This is a genomic window from Shewanella sp. SM68 (assembly GCF_025653925.1).
GTDB classification, from domain to species: Bacteria; Pseudomonadota; Gammaproteobacteria; order Enterobacterales; family Shewanellaceae; genus Shewanella; species Shewanella oncorhynchi.
The window spans coordinates 118,853-135,468 of sequence record NZ_JAKKRU010000002.1; the positions used below are offsets into that span (position 1 = coordinate 118,853).

General features: G+C 45.5%; 16 protein-coding genes. 6 read left to right on the top strand and 10 right to left on the bottom strand.

What is annotated here, in order from left to right; translation table 11 throughout:
• Positions 1-145: 145 nt before the first annotated feature.
• Entirely contained in the window at positions 146-730 is a 585-nt protein-coding gene (locus L5M40_RS03655) for a GNAT family N-acetyltransferase (RefSeq protein ID WP_219251166.1), read from the bottom strand.
• A gap of 137 nt (positions 731-867) precedes the next feature.
• Positions 868-2,199, bottom strand: a complete 1,332-nt coding sequence (locus L5M40_RS03660; protein WP_219251165.1) for a DEAD/DEAH box helicase — start codon at positions 2,197-2,199, stop codon at positions 868-870.
• A gap of 312 nt (positions 2,200-2,511) precedes the next feature.
• Here L5M40_RS03660 and L5M40_RS03665 point away from each other — a divergent pair, with 312 nt between their 5' ends.
• Entirely contained in the window at positions 2,512-2,790 is a 279-nt protein-coding gene (locus tag L5M40_RS03665; RefSeq protein WP_219251164.1) for a DNA polymerase III subunit epsilon, read from the top strand.
• Positions 2,791-3,520: 730 nt separating this feature from the next.
• On the opposite strand, the gene L5M40_RS03670 is transcribed toward L5M40_RS03665, so the two are convergent.
• The 3 genes from L5M40_RS03670 to dnaK all read right to left on the bottom strand — a co-directional run bounded on the left by L5M40_RS03670 (position 3,521) and on the right by dnaK (position 7,577).
• Positions 3,521-4,114, bottom strand: a complete 594-nt coding sequence (locus L5M40_RS03670) for a hypothetical protein (RefSeq protein WP_263256255.1) — start codon at positions 4,112-4,114, stop codon at positions 3,521-3,523.
• Positions 4,115-4,410: 296 nt separating this feature from the next.
• The gene (gene dnaJ / locus L5M40_RS03675; RefSeq protein ID WP_113941183.1) at positions 4,411-5,547 is read right to left on the bottom strand and encodes a molecular chaperone DnaJ; all 1,137 of its coding nucleotides are present in this window, start codon (positions 5,545-5,547) and stop codon (positions 4,411-4,413) included.
• 110 nt (positions 5,548-5,657) lie between these two features.
• Complete coding sequence (dnaK, locus tag L5M40_RS03680) at positions 5,658-7,577, bottom strand: molecular chaperone DnaK (protein WP_105251655.1); 1,920 nt, start codon at positions 7,575-7,577, stop codon at positions 5,658-5,660.
• A 288-nt stretch (positions 7,578-7,865) separates the two neighbouring features.
• On the opposite strand from dnaK, the gene L5M40_RS03685 reads away from it, so the two are divergent.
• The 3 genes from L5M40_RS03685 to L5M40_RS03695 all read left to right on the top strand — a co-directional run bounded on the left by L5M40_RS03685 (position 7,866) and on the right by L5M40_RS03695 (position 9,906).
• A complete protein-coding gene (locus tag L5M40_RS03685; RefSeq protein ID WP_263256257.1) occupies positions 7,866-8,786 on the top strand; it encodes a DMT family transporter in 921 nt (306 codons plus the stop codon).
• Between the two features lie 119 nt (positions 8,787-8,905).
• Positions 8,906-9,382 carry a Cys-tRNA(Pro) deacylase gene (gene ybaK, locus L5M40_RS03690; protein WP_263177447.1) on the top strand — a complete coding sequence of 159 codons (477 nt, stop codon included), beginning with the start codon at positions 8,906-8,908 and terminating at the stop codon, positions 9,380-9,382.
• A 215-nt stretch (positions 9,383-9,597) separates the two neighbouring features.
• On the top strand, positions 9,598-9,906 hold the full coding sequence (locus L5M40_RS03695) for a hypothetical protein (RefSeq protein WP_212599364.1): 309 nt from the start codon (positions 9,598-9,600) through the stop codon (positions 9,904-9,906).
• Between the two features lie 104 nt (positions 9,907-10,010).
• Here L5M40_RS03695 and L5M40_RS03700 read toward each other — a convergent pair whose 3' ends face one another.
• The 5 genes from L5M40_RS03700 to L5M40_RS03720 all read right to left on the bottom strand — a co-directional run bounded on the left by L5M40_RS03700 (position 10,011) and on the right by L5M40_RS03720 (position 14,842).
• Positions 10,011-11,288 carry a glutamate-5-semialdehyde dehydrogenase gene (locus L5M40_RS03700; protein WP_263177446.1) on the bottom strand — a complete coding sequence of 426 codons (1,278 nt, stop codon included), beginning with the start codon at positions 11,286-11,288 and terminating at the stop codon, positions 10,011-10,013.
• Between the two features lie 12 nt (positions 11,289-11,300).
• Positions 11,301-12,419 carry a glutamate 5-kinase gene (gene proB / locus L5M40_RS03705; RefSeq protein ID WP_105251651.1) on the bottom strand — a complete coding sequence of 373 codons (1,119 nt, stop codon included), beginning with the start codon at positions 12,417-12,419 and terminating at the stop codon, positions 11,301-11,303.
• 202 nt (positions 12,420-12,621) lie between these two features.
• Positions 12,622-13,911: an NCS2 family permease gene (locus tag L5M40_RS03710; RefSeq protein ID WP_263177443.1), complete on the bottom strand. Its 1,290-nt coding sequence runs from the start codon at positions 13,909-13,911 to the stop codon at positions 12,622-12,624.
• 241 nt (positions 13,912-14,152) lie between these two features.
• A complete protein-coding gene (locus tag L5M40_RS03715) occupies positions 14,153-14,515 on the bottom strand; it encodes a carbon starvation protein CstA (RefSeq protein WP_263177442.1) in 363 nt (120 codons plus the stop codon).
• On the bottom strand, positions 14,516-14,842 hold the full coding sequence (locus L5M40_RS03720) for a winged helix-turn-helix domain-containing protein (RefSeq protein WP_028761704.1): 327 nt from the start codon (positions 14,840-14,842) through the stop codon (positions 14,516-14,518).
• A 207-nt stretch (positions 14,843-15,049) separates the two neighbouring features.
• On the opposite strand from L5M40_RS03720, the gene L5M40_RS03725 reads away from it, so the two are divergent.
• Both L5M40_RS03725 and L5M40_RS03730 read left to right on the top strand, forming a co-directional pair.
• Positions 15,050-15,583 carry a DUF924 family protein gene (locus tag L5M40_RS03725; RefSeq protein ID WP_263148813.1) on the top strand — a complete coding sequence of 178 codons (534 nt, stop codon included), beginning with the start codon at positions 15,050-15,052 and terminating at the stop codon, positions 15,581-15,583.
• A 169-nt stretch (positions 15,584-15,752) separates the two neighbouring features.
• Positions 15,753-16,610: a substrate-binding periplasmic protein gene (locus tag L5M40_RS03730; protein WP_263148811.1), complete on the top strand. Its 858-nt coding sequence runs from the start codon at positions 15,753-15,755 to the stop codon at positions 16,608-16,610.
• Positions 16,611-16,616 lie beyond the last annotated feature (6 nt).

The following is a 16,616-nucleotide window of genomic DNA, read 5'->3' on the forward strand; positions in this document are numbered from 1 at the left end:
CACTCCTTAAATCCCATGACGGGCGTGAAGATCTTTGAGCCAACACGGGCTCAACTAATGGAAAGATTTTACTGAGATAGACAAGATAAGCCAAATAGAGAAACACTGGCGGCGCGCGTTAGCGATACTTTGCACCTAAAAGGAATTAATACTCCTCCTTTAACAAGGCATAGACGAACTCATCGCCCCACGCACCTTTAAAGAAGATGTTTTTCACATAATGGGCTTCGCGCCTAAAGCGGAGTTTTTCGAGTAAGCGACAGCAGGCAAGATTTTGTGCATCGGTGATGGCAATAACTCTATGCTTATGCAATTCAATAAAGAGGTAATCCAGCAATGCGCTGACGGCCTCAAAAGCAATATGTTTACCTTGATGCTCAGGCGCAATCGTAAAGCCAATTTCCACCTGCTGCTCATCAATAAATTGCAGCGCCAGATCGCCAACTAATTGGGTTGGTGTAGTTCCCGATGCGACAGTGACAATTGCAAGCTGAAACCAAGTACCAACCGCACCAAATTGTGCATAATCCATCTTCTCGAACAACGTGAGTGCATCGCTATAGCTGTAATCCGTCCAGCTTTGATATTTGGCGACCTTAGGGTCGGCTCGATAGGCGGTAAAAGCCTCAAGATCCGCTCGCTGGAATGGCCTAAGTACAAAGTGCTCGGTCGTTAAACCGTTATTCACCACTTTATGAAGTGCTTTGCTTAACGCCAATGTCGATCCCATGACTTAGCTCCTTAATGTAAATAAGTCACTAAGTTACACCCAGAGCGAAAGTGATAACAGCGGCCAATGCGCTTTATTCTGTTATCTGTTTAGTGATTATGGCACGCCAAACTTGAACGCTATGAATAGCTTCAAGCTCAGCGCTTACCTTTAAACTCTTTGGCGCTGTGCTTATTGATGCTACGGCGATTCGCCTGTTTATCCCGTGGTGGTCGCTTACGCTCAACTTTGATCTCAGTGGCGCCATCAGTGATTTTTTCACTCGGCTTATCCGTTACCGGAAAGTCAGCCAATAATGCCAGCGGTAACTCCCGCGCGGTTAAGCTGCGAATTGCCGTTAAAGTTGCCATTTCACCGTGGCACACGAGGGAAATCGCCAGCCCTTTTTCGCCAGCGCGGGCGGTGCGGCCAATGCGGTGCACGTACACAGGCGCACTCATGGGCAAATCCAAATTGATAACAACTGGCAAAGCATCGACATGAATGCCACGCGCCATTAAGTCTGTCGCCACTAATACTTGAATGCGATTGGCTTTAAAGTCGGCCAAGGTTTGGCTGCGCACGGTTTGATCTTTTTCACCGTGCAGCGCGGCGACTTTCATCCCCGCTTTGGCGAGCCGTTTAGCGACGGCATCGGCATCATCACGGGCGCTGATAAACACCAGCACCTGCGGCCATTGATATTGTTTTAATAGCGCAATCAATGCCTGTGCTTTACTGCCCTTGTTGACTAAATAAAGCTGTTCTTCGATTTCACCAGCTACAGAATTCACTTTGTGGGCTTCGACCCGTAGCGGCTCATTCACCAGCAGCTTTTCGGTTAATGTATCCAACGCCTCGGGCAAGGTGGCAGAAAATAACAAGATTTGCTTAAGCTTAGGCATAAACGCCATCAGCTTTTGCACATCGGGCCAAAACCCCATTTCCAACAGGCGGTCAGCTTCATCCAGCACAAGATGTTTTATCGAATCGAGGCTGATGTGGGACTGTTTGCATAAATCCAGTAAACGCCCAGGGGTTGCCACTAATACCCGCGGCTTGGCTGCAAGTTCGGCTAATTGGTCTTCCAGTGCGACCCCACCGCACAGAAGCTGAATGATCAACGAAGCCGATAACTGACTTGCCACCGCTTGCAACGCTTCAGTCACTTGCAGCGCTAATTCCCGTGTAGGCACCAGCACTAACGCCAGTGCATTTGGAGGCGGCACAGACTTAGCACCCTGTAACTGTGTTTGCTGTTGCAACAAAATTTGTTGTAGAAGTGGCAAACCAAAAGCTAAGGTTTTCCCGCTACCGGTTTGTGCTAAGGCTAACAAATCCCGTCCCGCAAGAATGGCCGGAATCGCCAATTGCTGCACCTTTGTCGGATGCGCCAGTGTTGCAGGCAAGGCCTTAAGTAACGCCGAATTTAAGCCAAGCTCAGCAAAAGTTAACGACTCAGGGGAAGAAGAAAGCTCGGGAAAGGTCATCACAGCACCGGATCAAAACATGGGAGCGAAAGTTTACTGAGAGTTGCCTTTGAATACCAATGTTGTTTCGGCTTTTACGCAAGCTGTCGCTTCGGTGTTCGTGGTTTATCTTAAAAGTGACTCTAGCCGCATCTTTCTTATGTGCGCAAAGTTAACGCAGGTGATGGAATGGTAGATTTTAATCCCACAGCTTTCGTGAGCGCTTATGGTAGAATCCCGCCCAATCAGCTTTATGAATGTGCAACACAACTCATTTGTTTAACTGAACGTAGTGGAACACTACCGTGATTAACTAAATGAGGAGAACAGATTATGAGTAAGTTAAATGCCGAAGAACGTAAAGCCCGCGATAACGCCCGTTTTTCACAACGCGTCGATGAACGCCGCACAAAAGGTGAAGACGTGGTCGCCTACGTACTGGGCAACAAGCTCGCGTTTAAGTTTCTAACTAAACCAGAGAGACACGAATTTAAACAAAGAGAAGCTGCACTTGAAGAAGAAGCCAAACTTAAAAAGCAGCAAGCGTTTCAGCTTAAAACCGAGCAAGAATTAGAGAAAGTCGAAGCCACATTTACTGTTCCAGAAGAGTAACCTCTCAAAAGAGCCATTGATCATCATTGATGGCTCACGCATACCCCATTTCCAAACTTCGTTTGGATTTTTAAATCCAAATCAAAATCAACGACGTAGGACTTCTCCCCTGATTTTTTATTAAGAAATCGACCAAGGAGGACTGCTCGTCCTATCCTCCTTAGATGCTCCCTTGACGAACAACCTCCATGTCTAACTGCCAGCCTTGGCTCTCGTTCGAAACGCTGCTACGCAGCACTCACCCTAGCGAAGTTACATGCATTGCTCATTCATTAATAACAGCAAGGTCTCATACTCCAACAAAAATTGCCTAATGGCTCAGATGGCACATCCATGTGCCCCCGAGCCTGCACCATCATCCATGATGTCGCCACGGCATTTTTACTCCGTATTTAGACAACTTCGCAGGGAATATGAACTCCTGAAGTTTCAGTGTTACTTATTCGTATTTAAAAAAAGAACTAACACTCCATCTTTCTAAAATTTAATAATGAGTGTCTCAATAACATTTCCTGCCTGTCCAATCATTTCAATGACACGGCATACAAACCTCCTTGTTCAATGCTTAAGCAAAGCTGGAGATTAACTACCACGCAATTACTGTGGATGCCCGTCTGATCTTCTGGGCATTATCATGAAGGGAGTAGTGGCTATATTTAAATTTGGTACAAGTTTTATTATTTAGTGGACAATTAAATTAATAGGTTTGCAAGTCCGTGGTCTGCTCTTGTTAGCTGCATTGATTGTCTGCATATACATTACCAGTTTTAGGGCAGATTCTAAAAACACATAAAACATTTTCTGCATCACCATCATCGCCCCAAAGAGAAACTTCATAACCAGCTTGAGGAGGAATGACTATTATTATTTCTTCACTATTGTTAGTGAATTGGCCTTGTGGAAGTAGATTTTTGAAATCATTAAAATCCATTTTTAGGATTTGTTCGTGTGCAAATTTCACTTTTAAAAAGGAGGTTGGGTAATTTTCATAGGGCCAATCATTTTCAGCTTCTCGGGGATGGACTGATTGTATCTTGATACTTCCGTCATATCTTATTTGATATTTGATTGAACCACCATCATGCATAAACGGATAAATTAATGCTATGCTAGAAAACTGGATGTTGTCGAATAAATCTAATATATCTCTGTTTAATGTAAACAAAAGATGTAACTTTGCTGTCTCGGGAAAGTTAGATATTAATGGTAAGTTACCGCTAAAATATGACTCAGACTCTTCAGATATATTCAATGCTACGAGATTTCCCTTATAGTAAATTAAGGGTTTTCTGATTTGTCCATATTCTCCAGTTATTGAATCCATAATTACTCTCTCATTAGCAGTTACGGTGCATATTAAGTGTTACTTTTCATTATAGTAACGCTATTTACGGTCATAGTCATTTTGTTTTATAGCAACTGCTTGATTCCGAATTCAACTCCGAAGTACGACACAGGACAATTAAGCAGCTAATTGGTGAAACACCACCGCAGGCTGCTTCAACTTTAAACACTTTAATATTTGGGCATAAATCCGAATATAAAAAAGCCCTGCAAGGTTAACCATTGCAGGGCTTTTTTCTTCTAGTGCGCAGCTAACCTCTGCGCCACTAGACCAAGTTAGCTATTCAGATCTTGAAAGAACTTTTTCACGCCATCGAAAAAGCCCTCAGCCTTTGGGCTGTGTTTTTTCGACTCACCGGTTAAGGTGGCTTCAAATTCGCGTAACAGTTCTTTTTGACGATCGTTTAAGTTAACTGGGGTTTCCATAACCACTTTGCAGAGCAAGTCGCCTACCGCATGGCTGCGAACCGACTTGACGCCTTTGCCACGTAAACGGAACATACGGCCCGTTTGCGTTTCGGCTGGGATCTTCAGGCTGACTTTACCATCGAGTGTTGGCACTTCAATCTCACCGCCTAGGGCCGCTTTACTGAAGGATATCGGCACTTCGCAGTAAAGGTTGTTGCCATCACGGACGAAAATCGCATGCTCACGCACGCTGACCTGAACGTATAAATCCCCTGGAGGCGCGCCAAATTCACCCGCTTCGCCTTCACCCGCTAAACGAATACGGTCGCCCGTATCAACGCCGGCTGGGATCTTAACTGATAAGGTTTTGCTCTTTTCAACACGGCCATCGCCATGACACTTAGTGCAAGGATCTTTGATGATCTTGCCGCGGCCATGACAGGTTGGACAAGGCTGTTGCACCGCAAAGAAACCTTGGCGCATTTGGACTTGGCCTTGACCATGACAGGTGCCACAAGTGGTTGCAGAGGTGCCTTTTTTAGCACCGCTGCCTTCACATAGATCGCAAGTCGCCAGTGTTGGGATACGCAGTTCTTTGGTTAAGCCTTTAACGGCTTCTTCCAGTGATAACTCTAGGTTGTAACGTAAATCTGAGCCGCGGGCCGCTTGGCGTTGACCGCCACCACGACGTCCACCGCCGAAAATATCGCCAAAGACATCACCGAAAATATCACCGAAATCGCCTTGACCACCACCGTAACCACCGCCACCGCGATTAGGATCCACACCCGCATGACCAAATTGGTCATAGGCCGCTTTTTTGTCGGCGTCGGTTAGGATCTCGTAGGCTTCTTTAATTTCTTTAAAGTTAGCTTCTGCGGTTTTGTCGCCTGGGTTGCGATCTGGGTGAAATTTCATGGCCAGACGTTTGTAGGCCTTTTTAATTTCACGTTCGCTGGTGTCACGACTGACACCTAATACTTCGTAATAATCTCGCTTTGACATAATCTCATGCTTCTCAGCTGGTGTTGAACAAACGGGCGTTAGGGTTGCCCCGTAACGCCCGCCTAGAAATTAACGCTTTGAAATCAATCTATTTGATTGAAAACAAGTCATTATTTCTTGTCGTCTTTCACTTCTTCGAATTCAGCATCGACAACGTCATCGGCAGCAGCGTTAGCCTGTTTGCCCGCGTCGGCATTGTCGCCGCCTTGAGCTTGAGACTTAGCTTGAGCGATTTCCATCAGCTTAGCAGATGCTTCGATCAAGTTTTGAGTTGCCTTTTCAATGGCTTCTTTGTCATTGCCTTTGCTGGCAGTGTCAACAGCGGCCATAGCAGCTTGGATTTTCTCTTTATCTTCGCTTGGCAATGCATCACCCGCTTCTTCCACTTGTTTCTTAGTCGCGTGGACTAAGCCGTCAGCTTGGTTGCGTGCTTGCACTAACTCTTCAAACTTCTTGTCTTCATCTGCGTGAGCTTCGGCATCACGTACCATTTGTGCCACTTCTTCTTCGCTTAAGCCAGAAGAGGCTTTGATGGTGATGTTTTGTTTCTTGCCGGTTTTCTTGTCTGTCGCAGACACATGCAGAATACCGTCGGCATCGATGTCGAACATCACTTCAATTTGTGGCTGGCCACGTGGCGCTGGCTCAATACCGTCTAAGTTGAACTGGCCTAATGACTTGTTCGCGCTCGCTTGCTTACGCTCACCTTGCAGTACGTGAATCGTCACTGCGTTTTGGTTGTCATCGGCTGTTGAGAACACTTGCTGCGCCTTAGTAGGAATAGTAGTGTTCTTTTCAATCAACTTAGTCATCACGCTGCCCATGGTTTCGATACCCAGAGACAGTGGTGTTACGTCTAACAGTAATACGTCTTTCACGTCGCCTGACAGTACGCCCGCTTGAATTGCAGCACCTACGGCTACCGCTTCGTCTGGGTTCACGTCTTTACGAGGTTCTTTGCCGAAGAAGTTTGTCACTGCTTCTTGAACCTTAGGCATACGTGTTTGACCACCCACTAGAATCACTTCGTTGATGTCTGTTACAGATAAATCTGCATCAGCCAGGGCAACTTTTAGTGGCTCTAATGTACGGATAATCAAGTCTTCAACCAGTGATTCCAATTTAGCACGAGTGATTTTAATCACTAAATGCTTAGGACCTGTTGCGTCTGCCGTGATGTATGGCAGATTCACTTCAGTGTGGTTGGTGCTTGAAAGTTCAATTTTCGCTTTTTCTGCTGCTTCTTTCAGACGTTGCATTGCTAATGGATCTTTACGCAGATCTAAGCCTTGCTCTTTCTTGAATTCGTCAGCTAAGTAGTTGATCAAACGGTTGTCAAAGTCTTCACCACCTAAGTGGGTGTCACCGTTGGTTGCCAACACTTCAAATGTTTGGTCACCATCGTTGCTGTCGATTTCGATGATAGAGATATCGAATGTACCACCACCTAAATCGTATACTGCAACAATATTGTCGCCTTGTTTCTTATCGATACCGTAGGCTAATGCTGCAGCCGTTGGTTCGTTGATAATACGTTTAACATCAAGACCTGCGATACGACCCGCATCTTTAGTCGCTTGACGTTGTGAATCGTTAAAGTAAGCAGGAACAGTAATAACCGCTTCTGTTACTTCTTCACCTAAAAAGTCTTCTGCGGTTTTCTTCATCTTTTTCAAGATTTCTGCAGAAACTTGTGGTGGAGCCATCTTGTTGCCACGCGATTCAACCCATGCATCACCGTTGTCGGCTGCAATGATTTTGAATGGCATGATGTTCACGTCACGTTGGACTTCGTCATCTTTAAAGCGACGACCAATCAAACGCTTAATCGCGAAGAATGTGTTAGTCGGGTTAGTCACAGCTTGACGTTTTGCTGGCGAACCGACAATGGTTTCATCATCTGTATAAGCGATGATTGACGGGGTTGTGCGATCGCCTTCAGCGTTTTCTAACACACGTGCTTTGCCACCATCGAGGACAGCTACACAAGAGTTTGTTGTGCCTAAGTCGATACCAATAATTTTACCCATGAGGTCCTCCGAAAAATTTCATTCAATCTAAATTTGTTTAGTTGGTTTTGATATGGGGCTAGACGGTTTAAATATCAAGTCCATCGTTGGCCACCTTCTCTGCCTTGATACCTATATTGGGACAGGGAATTTAATTACAAGGGCGAACAAAAAAATTTTCTGATTTATCTTTCTCGCATCTACAGTGGGATAAAATATCCAATCACATAAAATAGTCTTGCTTATCAACCAAAGCTGTTATTCAATCTGCCCACATTTGGCGGATGTTTATCCTAGTAAGGTAGCAGAGTGAAGTCTTCGAATTTAGCGTACGTGTATGGCATGGCGGCGATCTTTCTCTGGTCTACTGTGGCCACGGCCTTTAAGATTGCCTTGAGTTACTACACACCGCTGCAACTGGTGTTTGTTGCCGTACTCACTTCGATTATTGCCCTTGCCGGAATCCTTGCTTGGCAAAAAAAGCTTTCCTTACTCAAGCAACAGTTTTTACGCCGCCCCATGTTTTATCTGGTGACTGGGCTCATCAATCCCTTCCTTTACTATGTCGTGTTATTTAAAGCGTATTCCTTACTGCCAGCGCAGCAAGCGTTGTCACTTAATTACACTTGGGCGGTATTACTGCCGTTACTGGCTGCGCCTTTGTTAAAGCAACATTTGCGTAAGAGCGATATTGCTGCCGCGCTGATTGCCTATACTGGGGTGTTTATCATTGCCACCGGCGGCGATATCAGCGGCTTTAGTTTTGATAGCCCGCTCGGTATCGGATTGGCGCTGACCAGCACCCTACTCTGGTGCCTATATTGGATCGTGAACACCAAAGATCAAGGCGATCCCGTGGTGAGTTTATTATTGAGTTTTCTTATCGGCTTACCTTTTATTGCCGTCACCTTAGTGCTGACAGATACCCTGCCCAGTTTTAGTCTTAAGGCGATATTTGCAGGTATGTATGTGGGCTTATTTGAGATGGGCATTACCTTCGTGCTCTGGTTAATGGCGCTGAAAACCGCCACTCGCACCGCGAACATCAGCACTATGGTGTTTTTATCCCCTGTGATGTCGATTGGTTTTATCGCGTGGATTTTGCAAGAAACGATTGCGATGGCAACCTATCTCGGCCTAGCCTTTATTTTATCGGGGATGATGTTGCAGCAACTTCTGCCCCGTTATTTAGAGCGTAAAAACAAGATAAGCACAAAGCTAGCGGAATAATCGTTGAGTAACAGCCTTAAATAATGTTAGCTCACGGCAATGAGCCAATTAAAAGAGCTGGCTAACATTTTAAGCCAAGATTAAGCGCTAATATCCCCCGTTTTGTGAAGGAGTATAAAATGACCCCGGCCGTCCGATTGGCTAAAAAAGCCAAGATCGCGTTTGATATCTTAGAGTACAGCCACGATCCACACTGCGCCGCCTACGGCGAAGAAGCCGCTAACACCTTAGGGCTCGAACCCGCACAAGTGTTTAAAACCCTTTTAGTTGCCATCGACAAAGCCCATGCGCCGATTGCCGTCGCGCTAGTGCCCGTCGATCATCTGCTTAATCTAAAAGCCGTAGCTAAATGCTTAAGACAAAAGAAACTACAAATGGCCGATGCCGACCTAGCACAAAAATCCTCAGGCTATCTGGTTGGCGGTATTAGTCCCTTAGCGCAGAAGAAACAATTGCCAACCTTGATTGATGCCAGCGCTCAAGGCTTCGACAGGATTTATGTCAGCGCGGGCAGACGCGGTTTAGAGATAAGCTTAGCGGCCACAGACTTAGCCCTGCTTTGCAAAGGCGAATTTGCCGATATAAAGACGCTTTAAGCTATCCAGGCCACATTAAGCACAAGTCATTCAACGTTAAATAAGCAATTCACTCCACTTTAAGTTGTACGCGCTCATAGTTAGATAAATGATGAACAAGGCTCAAACGGCAACAAACTGGCCAGCGTACTGAGTCTAAAGTGGAAAGCGTTTGATAAAGCCGAGATATCCGTCTATAAATTGTACTGAGGTACAAATCGACTAAGGATAGTCAGATGGAAAAATCAACCCAATGGAATCCAGAAAATAGCATCAGCCCTATCAGTTGGTGCGCCATGCTACTCTGCATCGCCTTATTTATTTATGAGCATTTCTGGGGAAACAGTTTTACCACTATGGTAGTCATGCTCTATTGCAGTTTTATGCTGCCTTCGGTTTTACTCACTCGCAGAGTACAAGAAAAGTACTTTATTTATACCTTGGAATACATCAAGGCCTTTCGTAAATTCACTGTCGTTATGTCAACGATATTTTTCTGTATCTGGTTACTTGTTACTTATACCCCGCTCACCATAAGCAGCTAAACTTGTTAGCCAAACACATTAATGTCGCTATTCAGTTGGATACCGCAAACAAAAAAGCCGTCAACGCAGTAAGTTAACGGCTTTGGGTTTATCGGTATTTACCGCTAAACACGACTAGTGTAATCACCCCAAGCTAACCACTTATATGTGGTTAATGCCTCAAGCCCCATTGGACCGCGGGCGTGCAGTTTTTGCGTGCTCACAGCCACTTCAGCGCCAAGACCAAACTGACCGCCATCGGTAAAACGCGTACTGGCATTGACATACACGGCGGCTGAGTTCACTTCATTCATAAAGTGCGCCGCTGCATGAATATCATCGGTCAAAATGGCTTCCGAATGGCCGCTAGAATACTGGCGAATATGGCTAACAGCAGCATCGATATCGCTCACGACTTTGATACCTAAGGTTAACGACAACCATTCAATGCCAAAATCCTCAGACTTAGCAAGCATCACATCGAACCCTAAACCATCCAGCAGACTAAAACTTGTGTCACAAACTGAAAAACGCACGCCTAGACGATGCAGATATTCGGCAATTTGCGGTACAAAGCTGCTCGCCACGCGCTCATCCACCAGCAAGGTATCAAGGGCATTGCACACAGTTGGACGCTGCACTTTGGCATTAGCGATTACGCCTAAGGCACGCTCAAGGTCGGCATTTTTATCGACATATAAATGGCAAATACCTATGCCACCTAAAATCACCGGAATGGTCGCTTGCTCGGCACATAGGCGCTGCAATGCTTGACCGCCGCGCGGCACTATCATGTCGACATATTGATCGAGCTTTAGTAAACCTGTCACTAGGGCTCTGTCTGAAGAATCAATAAATTGCACCGCATCTATGGGTAAACCTTGGGCGACAATCGCGCCGCGGATCACTTCGCTGATAAGCTTATTCGATTCAAGGGTTTCTTTACCGCCACGGAGGATCACCGCATTACCCGTTTTAAGGGCAAGTACCGCGATATCGACAGTCACATTCGGGCGCGCCTCGTAGATAACCCCAATCACGCCCAGCGGTACGCGGCGACGAGTCAACCTTAAACCGTTATCTAATAACTTGCTGCCAAACTCTTCGCCCACGGGATCGGCAAGGCGGATCACATCACTGATATCACCGATAATGCCCGCTAAACGTGCATCATCGAGCAACAGTCTGTCGATCATCGCCTCAGTTAATCCATCGTTCTTAGCGGCGGCAACATCTTTAGCATTAGCCGCTAAAATGGCGGCGGAGTTTGCCGTCAGCGCATCGGCAATAGCTTCGAGTAAGTCAGCCTTTTGGCTCGCCGTTAAATTGGCTAAAGCATAACTGGCCTGTTTGGCATTTTGGCCAAGTTGCTGTAAATACTGATCTTGATTCATTTGACTCAAAACAGACCTCGCTTATAAGACAACCATGTCGTTGCGGTGCACTATTGCGTCACCATAATCGTAACCGAGTACAGACTCGATCTCGTCGGAATGCTTACCTGCAATCAAACTCAGGGCTTGGCCACAGTATCGTGTCATCCCTTTAGCAATCACTTTACCTTGTTGATCAACTAATTGTAGCGTCGCACCACGTTCAAACTGACCTTTAACGCCTACGATACCTTTAGACAATAGACTACGGCCTTTGTCAGTCACGGCTTTGACCGCACCCGCATCAAGCACTAAAGAACCTTGAGTCGCAGGTCCCGCTAGAATCCACTGTTTGCGGCTTTCGAGCGGGTTTTCGATGGCACTAAAATGAGTACCGACGGACTCTTTGGCGACCACTTTTTTGATCACATCAGGGTGATGACCAGAGGCGATAACCACTTCGATGCCAGCACGGCGAGCAATATCCGCCGCTTCCAATTTAGTCGACATACCACCTGTGCCTAAACCCGATACAGAACCGCCCGCCAGCATACGCAGACTATCGTCAATCTTCACCACCTGTGAAATCAACTTAGCGTTCGGGTTAGTGCGCGGATCAGCATCGAATAAGCCCTTTTGATCCGTCAGTAAAATCAATAAGTCAGCATCGCATAAGAGTGCTGCGCGCGCCGATAAATTGTCGTTATCGCCCACTTTGATCTCATTGGTGGCAACGGCATCGTTTTCATTGATGATCGGCACAATATTATTCGCCAACAAGGCATTGAGCGTGTCGCGGGCGTTAAGGTAACGCTCCCTATCCTGCAAGTCGGCACGGGTCAGCAGCAATTGGCCCACATGCAGCCCATAAATACTAAAGAGTTGTGCCCAAGCGAGGATCAACTGACTTTGCCCGACAGCGGCTAACAATTGCTTATTGGCCATAGTGTCGGGCAGCGTCGGGTATTGGAGATGTTCGCGCCCAGCGGCAATTGCCCCTGAGGTGCATAATACGACTTCGACCCCTGACTTCATCAGTGCGGCCATTTGACGAGCAAGCTCAACCATGTGGGCTTTATCTAGCTGTTTACTGCCAGAGGTCAGCACACTCGTCCCTAACTTCACTACCACGCGGCGATACGCAATCTCACTTAAGTTCATTATTCATTTGTAACAAAATAACCGAACAATCCTTATACCTAATCCGCTGAGTAATTGGTAGCAAGGAGTTATTAACTCGAGATAAATTTTCGTTTTTGCTTAGAATCGCGCATTAAAAAGGGCCATCGATTAGATGGCCCTCAAAAAATGTAAACAATCTACGCTGCGAGTTTTTACTGTGCAGGTGAATTAATCGACAGCATCAACCATAGACAAACTTAGCTACGAACAATGCGGCTAATACTAAAATGCCCACATTAAGATCGCTAAAGCGACCTGTGAGTAATTTGATTGCTGCATATGAGATGATCCCAAAGGCAATGCCCGTCGCGATAGAAAACGTTAGCGGCATTAATATACACACAACCACCACAGGCGCGGCTTCAGTCAAATCTTCCCATTCGACATGCACCAGTCCCGACATCATCAAAATCGCTACATAAAACAGTGTGCCCGCAGTCGCATAAGCCGGGATCATCCCCGCCAATGGCGATAAAAATAACGCAGCAATGAAGAGTAATCCCACCACAACGGCCGTTAAACCAGTACGACCACCCGCGCTCACACCCGCGGTGCTTTCGATATAACTTGTCGTGGTGGAAGTGCCAAAAGCCGCCCCCGCAATCGTTGCTAAACTGTCAGCGGTTAAGGCACGATTCAGACGTGGTAAACGGCCTTTATCATCGAGAAAACCACCGCGCTGTGCAACCGCCACTAAGGTGCCAGAGGTATCGAAGAGATCCACAAATAAGAAGGAAAAAACGACTGATAGCATAGTTACTTCAAATACTTGGGATAAATCCATCTTCATAAATGTAGGTGCGATTGAAGGTGGCATTGATACAATGCCCTGATACTGCACATCACCAAACACTAATCCTAGGCCAGTGATAATCAGAATGCTGGCAATCACCGCCGACTTCATTCCCCGCTGCACCATAGCAATAATGAGAAAAAAGCCCAGCACAGCCATAACCGCCGGAAATGCCGTGATATCGCCCAGTGTTACTAGCGTAGCAGGACTTGCCACCACAATACCGGCGCTCTTAAGGCCTATCAGTGCAAGGAATAAACCAATACCTGCAGCAATACCGATACGTAACGACATGGGAATACTATTTACAATCCATTCTCGAATACGCACTAACGATAAGATTAAAAAGCAAATTCCCGACAGGAACACTGCGCCTAATGCAGTCTCCCAGCTGTAACCCATTTCACCCACGACTGTGTAGGTAAAAAAGGCATTAAGTCCCATACCTGGAGCAAGCGCAATTGGATAATTCGCCATCAACCCCATAACCAAACAGCCGACAGCCGCCGCCAAACAGGTCGCCACAAATACAGCACCATGGTCCATGCCCGCATCGGCTAACATCATTGGGTTCACAAAAATGATGTAGGCCATAGTCATAAATGTTGTCAAACCTGCGACCGCTTCCTGCTTGAGGCTCGTTTGATTTTGTTTCAGTTTGAACAGTTTTTCTAACATGGAACAAGGTTCCTTTTTATTTTAAGTATGTAGGGTATTTAGATGTGAACACTATGTAACGTGATGACATTTGCAGCCGATTATAGGGAGTTTAGGCTGGTCAGGCCAGAAAATTGGCAAAGGAGTAACGAAGAGAAAATGCTCAAATATCTATGCAAACGAATGCAATATCCTCGGGTGAGACTCGCGTTGAAGGTTAAGCATAAAAAATGAACATATTATGAACAAGATGATTCACTCGTTAGCGACCAATGCTGATTTGTAGCCATAAACAGCCCACATAAAGAGTAACAAGGATATATACAGCAGAAATAACTAAATTCAATTTCCACAGACTCAACCAAAAACTCCCTTTAAAATATGTACGTAGCCTTACTTCTGATTTGCATAATGTTAAAGAAGAAGGTACCAACATTAACGCAGAACAGCCAAAGGTTGGTAATACCATAAAAATCATGCCTAAACCCGCAGCCCCAGCAGAAGCTTCAGATGTTTGACCGTCAATAGATGCTAGCGTTATATATCCAAAATGACACCTGCGATGGCAAGAATAAAACCTAACAGTTGAAGAGTTCTCAAATTCGTCCTTGGTAACAAACAGCATTTAAATTGACTTCTCGTAAAACCCTATCAGCTCAGCGATTTCGCTTAGATGGGTATCGACCCAAGCGCTACTGATCGGCCCCCAGGTGACTATGCGGTAATAACCTGAATTGTTACGGCTGCCTTCCTGCACAAACTCGACTCGAATACCTATATCCTCAAAAGCTGCGATAGCATCCTGTAAAGTTCGGCGAGGCATTCCGGTTAACTTATTGAGTGATAATAGATTATGGCGGTCATCATCCATTAAATGCGCCAAATATAACTTACGCAGAAACGCTTTATTTTGCTTTGAAACCTGTTGGGATGCTGGCATTGAAAGTGACATAGGATGACCTGTCTGGAAACAAAAGTAATTATCATCAAAACTACTTTATATTCAGTCAATAAGGCAATAGCCAATGCTAAATACTTACGGTTCGCGACAAGATCATCAGATAACAAATCTGCACTTAAATCAAACGAAACGACTTGTCATCCTCCCCCAACAACTGTTATTTCTAATATCACTCAACACCTATGAAGAAAGGCTAAAATGAGCCAGACAATCACAGCAGACCAAATACTGACATTTTGGTTTGAAGACATTGACCCAAAGCTCTGGTGGATTAAAGATGTTGAATTTGATACCCAGATCAAACAGCGCTTCGAAGGTGTACTACTTCAAGCCAAACGGGGAGAGCTTTCACATTGGCGAATCACGCCTCAAGGTCGATTGGCTGAGATAATAGTGCTCGATCAATTTTCCCGTAATATTTACCGCGATACGCCTGCCGCATTCGAAGCCGATGCGATAGCCTTAGTGCTCGCCCAAGAAGCCGTTGCCCAACGGGTCGATACCGCACTAAAATCCAAACAAGTCCCTTTTCTATTTATGCCCTATATGCACAGCGAATCGGCAACCATTCACCAAGTAGCAGTAAAACTGTTTAATCGCGAAGCTGCGATAACAAACCTAACGTTTGAACTGCGCCATAAAGCGATTATCGACAGGTTTGGCCGCTATCCACATAGAAATATTATCTTAGGCAGGGAGTCTACGGCGGAAGAAATTGCTTTTCTGACTTAACCGGGCTCATCCTTTTGAGCCTGTAATAGGTTAAAGCGTTAATGTGTATTTGATAAATAAAGCCGTGCTGAGTTCACAGACACACTACACTTACTCAAGAAAGTCATGGAATGACTTGGCGAGTATCAAACACAGTTGCAAGTGTATACCGCGGAGGTGTTGGTAACTTATGGCGCATAAACTAAATAAGCCAAATAGCTCAGTGGCTCGTCGTAACCGCTATAAATTGATGGGGTTACTCATCCTATGCGGCGCTCAGCTCGGCCAAGCGGCTGAAATTAAGATAGGCGTCAGCCTGTCTATCCCGCCCTATGTCATCCAAGCAACCAATAGCGGGATCGAACTCGAATTACTTAACCAAGCCCTCGCCGTTAAAGGCCATACTGCTTCTATCCACTACTTACCACTGGCGCGCACTTTCCATGAACTCAGGGAGGGTAAACTCGATGGCATCATCAACATCAAAGAAGGAATGATTAACAACATTTTTTATTCCAACGTTGCGATAACCTACCAAAACTGCGCCATTAGCCTCGAGAGTAATCAATTTAACATCAATAGCATAGAAGACTTAAACAACAAACAAGTCGTCGCCTTTCAACGTGCATCATCGTTACTGGGGGAAGAGTTTGCCAACATGGTTAAGACCAATAGCGGCTACCAAGAACAAGCGAGGCAAGTGCAGCAGGTTTATATGCTGATGAAGCGCAGAGCCGATGTCGTTGTGATGGATAAAAATATTTTCAAATACTACTTAAAGCAGGCCTATCTTGAGGGCAAACTCACTGAGAAAGACTTAAAACAACAGGCGATTTGCCACCAAATATTCCCACCTACAGAATACAAGTTCGCGTTTCTCAGTGAACAAATTCGGGATGATTTTAATGCGGGACTCAAACAAATTACCCAAGATGGTAGCTTAGTGGCTCTGCAGGAAAAGTATCGACGCCTGATGTCATTTGACAATGAAGCCGAGGCGTCGACTAAGTTAACAGAACCTAAAATGATCAAAAATGATTCCTACTAAACTTAT

Bases quoted from the DNA above. Each gene is read 5' to 3' on its own strand.
- L5M40_RS03665 (WP_219251164.1), top strand. From the start codon at position 2,512: ATGAGTAAGTTAAATGCCGAAGAACGTAAAGCCCGCGATAACGCCCGT.
- L5M40_RS03655 (WP_219251166.1), bottom strand. From the start codon at position 730: ATGGGATCGACATTGGCGTTAAGCAAAGCACTTCATAAAGTGGTGAAT.
- L5M40_RS03695 (WP_212599364.1), top strand. From the start codon at position 9,598: ATGGAAAAATCAACCCAATGGAATCCAGAAAATAGCATCAGCCCTATC.
- L5M40_RS03725 (WP_263148813.1), top strand. From the start codon at position 15,050: ATGAGCCAGACAATCACAGCAGACCAAATACTGACATTTTGGTTTGAA.
- dnaK (WP_105251655.1), bottom strand. From the start codon at position 7,577: ATGGGTAAAATTATTGGTATCGACTTAGGCACAACAAACTCTTGTGTA.
- L5M40_RS03715 (WP_263177442.1), bottom strand. From the start codon at position 14,515: ATGCTGTTTGTTACCAAGGACGAATTTGAGAACTCTTCAACTGTTAGG.
- proB (WP_105251651.1), bottom strand. From the start codon at position 12,419: ATGAACTTAAGTGAGATTGCGTATCGCCGCGTGGTAGTGAAGTTAGGG.
- L5M40_RS03660 (WP_219251165.1), bottom strand. From the start codon at position 2,199: ATGACCTTTCCCGAGCTTTCTTCTTCCCCTGAGTCGTTAACTTTTGCT.
- L5M40_RS03710 (WP_263177443.1), bottom strand. From the start codon at position 13,911: ATGTTAGAAAAACTGTTCAAACTGAAACAAAATCAAACGAGCCTCAAG.
- L5M40_RS03730 (WP_263148811.1), top strand. From the start codon at position 15,753: ATGGCGCATAAACTAAATAAGCCAAATAGCTCAGTGGCTCGTCGTAAC.
- L5M40_RS03720 (WP_028761704.1), bottom strand. From the start codon at position 14,842: ATGTCACTTTCAATGCCAGCATCCCAACAGGTTTCAAAGCAAAATAAA.
- dnaJ (WP_113941183.1), bottom strand. From the start codon at position 5,547: ATGTCAAAGCGAGATTATTACGAAGTATTAGGTGTCAGTCGTGACACC.
- L5M40_RS03670 (WP_263256255.1), bottom strand. From the start codon at position 4,114: ATGGATTCAATAACTGGAGAATATGGACAAATCAGAAAACCCTTAATT.
- ybaK (WP_263177447.1), top strand. From the start codon at position 8,906: ATGACCCCGGCCGTCCGATTGGCTAAAAAAGCCAAGATCGCGTTTGAT.